This is a genomic window from Streptomyces odonnellii, from assembly GCF_000981895.1.
Lineage (GTDB): Bacteria > Actinomycetota > Actinomycetes > Streptomycetales > Streptomycetaceae > Streptomyces > Streptomyces odonnellii.
In genome coordinates this window covers 1-4,151 of the sequence record NZ_LATD01000137.1, presented here as the reverse complement: position 1 = coordinate 4,151, position 4,151 = coordinate 1, and the positions used below count along the sequence as shown (strand labels likewise).

The window sequence follows — 4,151 nt, the reverse complement described above, 5'->3', positions numbered from 1 at the left end:
CGCCCGCCCCTTCCCGATCGACGCGAGGAACCACCGCCTTGGCGAAGAAGCCCAAGAAGCAGTCCCAGTCCGGAGGCACGCCGGCGACGGTCGCGCTGACCGCGGCGGGTACGGAGTACACCCTCCACGCGTACGAGCACGATCCCGCGTCCCCGTCGTACGGCGAAGAGGCCGCCGAGGCGCTGGGCGTCTCCCCGGACCGCGTCTTCAAGACCCTGGTGGCGGACGTCGACGGCGAACTGACCGTGGCGGTCGTCCCGGTCGCCGGCTCTCTCGACCTCAAGGCGCTGGCCGCCGCGGTGGGCGGCAAACGCGCGGCGATGGCGGACCCGGCGGCGGCGGAACGTACGACGGGCTACGTCCGGGGCGGCATCTCGCCCCTGGGCCAACGCAAGCGCCTCCGCACGGTCCTGGACGAGTCCGCGGAGTCGCACCCCACGATCTGCGTCTCGGCGGGCCGCCGGGGCCTGGAGGTAGAGCTGTCCCCGAAGGACCTGGCGACGCTGACGTCAGCGACCGTGGCCCCCATCGGCCGTTCATAGCCCGACACGACCGGCAGAACAAGCCCGTCCGGTACGGTCCCGCCCTGCACCGCGCTCCGGCCGCGAAATCAAGCCCGTCCGGCGATTGAGGACGAACCGGCCGGGCGGGCGGGTCCGGCGAAAACACCCGCACCGCGCACCGCGTCTATACGTCCCGCGACGGCCATGTCCAGTCCGGGACCGGCTCGGGATCCCGCGGCCCGAACAGGCCCGTCAGGGCCAGGTGCACCACCAGCGCCGCCACCGGCCACCCCAGCAGCGCCCCCTTCGCGTTGAGTTCGAGGGGCGCGTCGAACGTGACCCCCGTACCCGCCGCCTTCGCGTGCGCCACCACGTCCGGCGTGGGGCCGAGCCATGTGCCCACCTTCCACGCCAGCACCGCCCCCAGCAGTCCGCCGAGCGCCAGCCCCATCACCAGCGGGATCCCGCCGCGCCTGCGGAACAGGAACACCAGCGCGCCGCTCACCGCACCGAAACCGAGGGCCAGCAGCAGGAACACTCCGTCCGCCGCGATCGCCTCCTCGCCCTCCGTGTCCTTGAGGAAGACCGCCGTGGCGTCCGAGATGAGCGGCACCCGCGGTGCCAGCCACAGCCACAGCAGCCCCAGCGCCACCCCCGACAACGCGACCGCGATCAGCACCACCACCGCTTGGCGCAGCTCGGGCTTCGTGTCGGATGTGCCCTTCTCCCCGCCGTCCGCGGCGAAGGACATGCCCCCGGCCGGCGGTGACTGCCAGGGATCGTCGTGCGGCGGCTGGTGAGGCGGTGTCAGAGGTGCGGTCACGGTGCCATCGTGCCAGGCCGGGCCCCGTCATGCCTCATCGGACCGCCGCGCGCCGGTACGCCCGGGTCGCCACGGCCAGCGAGAACACACCGACGGCGGCGCACACCGCGAGGTCGAGCCCCACGGCCCCCCAGTCGGGGCGCGCGTCGAAGGTACGGGCGAGCGCCTCGACACCGTAGGTGGACGGCAGCAGATCGCGCGCGTACACCAGGGCCCCCGGCAGCCGGTCCGCGGGCAGTACGCCGAGGAGCAGGGCCGCGGACATGCCGAGCTGACCCAGCAGGGTGGCCACCTCATGGCGCGGCGCGAGCAGCCCGAGCACCGCGCCGAGCCCGGCGAGGGCCGCGCCGGAGAGCGGGATGACCGCGACCAGCACCCAGAGATGGGTGAGGGGCAGCTCGAAGAAAACGCTTCCCGCGACGGCCGTGAGAACGGTGCCGGGCACGGTGAACGAGGCGTACGCACCCGCCGCGCCCAGCACCACCGCGGCGGGCGGCACCGGCAGGGTGGCGTAGTGGTCGAGGCCGCCGCTGGCCCGGAGCTGCCCGAAGTACTGGGCGAGCAGATTGAGCGCGACGAACGCGACGACCAGCACGCTCGACCCGGCGACGACCGCACGCGACTCGGCCCCGCCGTCGACGACGCCCCGCATCAGGACCATGATCCCGACGGACTGGAAGGTCGCCACGAAGAGCAGCGGAATCCGGGCGACCCGTGCCCGGGAGAGCTGCGCGCGGTAGACGGCGGAGAGCGACGGCAGCAGCCGCGCCCGGGGCGCGAGCGGCGCGGGCTCGGCGGGATCCGGTCGGTTCGGGGTGTCCGCCGCTGTTCCCGGCCGCCCGGACACGGCCTCCGCGGGCACGATGCTCACCTGGCGCTGCTCCTGTTCGCTCCGTACCCGAGGGCGGCGCTCATGCCTTCACCAGCCCTTTCGTCCGTCCGCCGAGTGCCAGGTACACATCCTCCAGGCTCGGCGTGGCAAGCGTGAAGTCGTCCAGCGCGGCGAAGGCGGCGCCGCCGGTGATCGCGGCGACGGCCGCGCGTGCCTCGTCCGGGGCGAGCCGCAGCACCCATCGGCGCCCCGACTCCTGCGCGGAACCGCGCAGCGCGGCGACCTCGGGCACGTCCAGCGGCGCCCGTTCGCGCCACACCAGCTCCACCCGGACCTCGCCGGCGACCTGCTCCTTCAGCCCGGACGGGGTGTCGCAGGCGATGACCTTGCCGCGCTCCAGCACGGCGACCCGGTCCAGCACGGTCTCCGCCTCGATCACATTGTGGGTGACGAGCAGCACGGTGGCGCCGTGCTCGGCCCGCCGCCGGTCCACCGCGGCCCACACCGCGCGCCGCGCGACGGGGTCCATCCCGGTGGTCGGCTCGTCCAGTACGAGTACGGCCCGCTCGCCCACCAGCGTGGCGGCGAAACAGGCCAGCCGCCGCTGCCCGCCGGACAGTTTCTTGAGCGGCCGCCCGGCGATCCCGGTGAGCCCCAGCTCCTCCAGCACCACATCCCGCTCGGCCCGCGCGGCCCGCAGCGCGAGACCGCGCAGCCGGCCGGTGGTCTCGGCGGCGAGCGCGACGGTCAGCTCGTCGAGCGCGGTGGACTCCTGTCCGAGATAACCGATGAGCCGCGAGGCCCGCTCGGGATGGCGCACCAGATCGTGTCCGAGGACCTCGACCTCGCCGGAATCGGGCCGCATCAGCCCGGTGAGCTGCCGTACGAGTGTGGACTTGCCGGCGCCGTTGGGGCCGAGCAGCCCGAAGATCTCCCCGCGCCGCACATCGAGCGAGATCCCGTCGGTGGCACGGACCGCCGGGGTGGCGGGGGTGCCCCGTCGACCGCGCGCGGCGGGGTACGTCTTGACCAAATCGCGCACCACGCACACCGTACTCACGAAAGACGACCATACGTGGTCCCGGCCGCACCCCATTTCCTGGGTCAGCTTTGCGCACCACGCTTTGCGCACCACGACCGAACCGAATTGGCCGGGCACCCCGCACCGTGGTGCGCGATCGGTGCCGTCCGGCCAGATCAAGCCCGTCCGGCGATCGAGGACGAACCGACCGGCCGGGCGGACCCGGCCGAGCAGAGGACGAACCGACCGGCCGGACGGACCCGGCCAAGCAGCCGCGCCGCCTACCCCTGCGGCGCCTTGTCCGCCGCCGCTCGTACGTCGATCTCCCGCCAGAACCCGGCTCGGATCGCATACCGGTCGTGCTCGTCGATCTGGTCGTCCTTGTGCGCCAGCAGTCCGAACCGCGCCGCGTACCGCAGCAGCTCCCCGTCGATACGGTGCGGCACCCGCGGGTACATCACCGACAGCTTCTGCACATGGCTCGCGTCCGGCAGCCGTTCCATCCAGCGCCGCGCGAAGACCTGCCCGACCTCGAACGGGTCCCCGCCCACCGTGGTGATGTCCTCCTCGCGGTCCGCCCAGCGCTGCTCCGCGCTGGTGAGCTGGGCCAGTGTCGGCAGCGACGCGGTCTCCGGCGGTTCACCCGCCGTACCGCCGCCGGGGCGCTCGACCCACCCCTTGTCGGAGGACCAGCGGAGCGTCGCGCCCGCTGCCTGCTGCGCCGCCTGCCCGGCCCCGGACTGGCCGGACGCCTGTCCCTGCGCGGGCCCGGGCCCGCGCAGTCCCGCCAGATCCTTGGGCGTGGGAACGCTCCTCCCGCCGGTCCCCGCCGCATGGCCGTCCGCATGGCCGTCCGTATGACTCTCCGCGGCCCCCTGCTCGACGCCCGCCCCGGACGCCCCCGCCGCCGCGGACGCCCCATTGCGGCCCCCGCTCGCCCGCGCCCTGGCCTCCGCCGCCGCTTCCGCCTCC

Annotated in this window: 4 protein-coding genes and 1 pseudogene; 1 reads left to right on the top strand and 4 read right to left on the bottom strand. The window is 74.2% G+C overall.

The features are described 5' to 3' along the window. The first annotated feature begins 38 nt into the window (after positions 1-38). The gene (gene ybaK / locus WH07_RS14440; RefSeq protein ID WP_046500266.1) at positions 39-542 is read left to right on the top strand and encodes a Cys-tRNA(Pro) deacylase; all 504 of its coding nucleotides are present in this window, start codon (positions 39-41) and stop codon (positions 540-542) included. 145 nt (positions 543-687) lie between these two features. On the opposite strand, the gene WH07_RS14435 is transcribed toward ybaK, so the two are convergent. The 4 genes and pseudogenes from WH07_RS14435 to WH07_RS14420 form a co-directional block, all read right to left on the bottom strand. Further along, a complete protein-coding gene (locus tag WH07_RS14435; RefSeq protein WP_046500265.1) occupies positions 688-1,326 on the bottom strand; it encodes a hypothetical protein in 639 nt (212 codons plus the stop codon). Between the two features lie 34 nt (positions 1,327-1,360). Then, positions 1,361-2,197: an ABC transporter permease gene (locus WH07_RS14430; protein WP_046500264.1), complete on the bottom strand. Its 837-nt coding sequence runs from the start codon at positions 2,195-2,197 to the stop codon at positions 1,361-1,363. A gap of 40 nt (positions 2,198-2,237) precedes the next feature. After that, positions 2,238-3,254: an ABC transporter ATP-binding protein gene (locus WH07_RS14425; RefSeq protein WP_046500263.1), complete on the bottom strand. Its 1,017-nt coding sequence runs from the start codon at positions 3,252-3,254 to the stop codon at positions 2,238-2,240. Positions 3,255-3,460: 206 nt separating this feature from the next. After that, positions 3,461-4,151 (bottom strand): annotated as a pseudogene (locus WH07_RS14420) (NYN domain-containing protein); the annotation flags it as partial.

Coding starts and splice junctions, on each gene's coding strand:
- WH07_RS14425 (WP_046500263.1), bottom strand. CDS start 3,254: ATGGGGTGCGGCCGGGACCACGTATGGTCGTCTTTCGTGAGTACGGTG.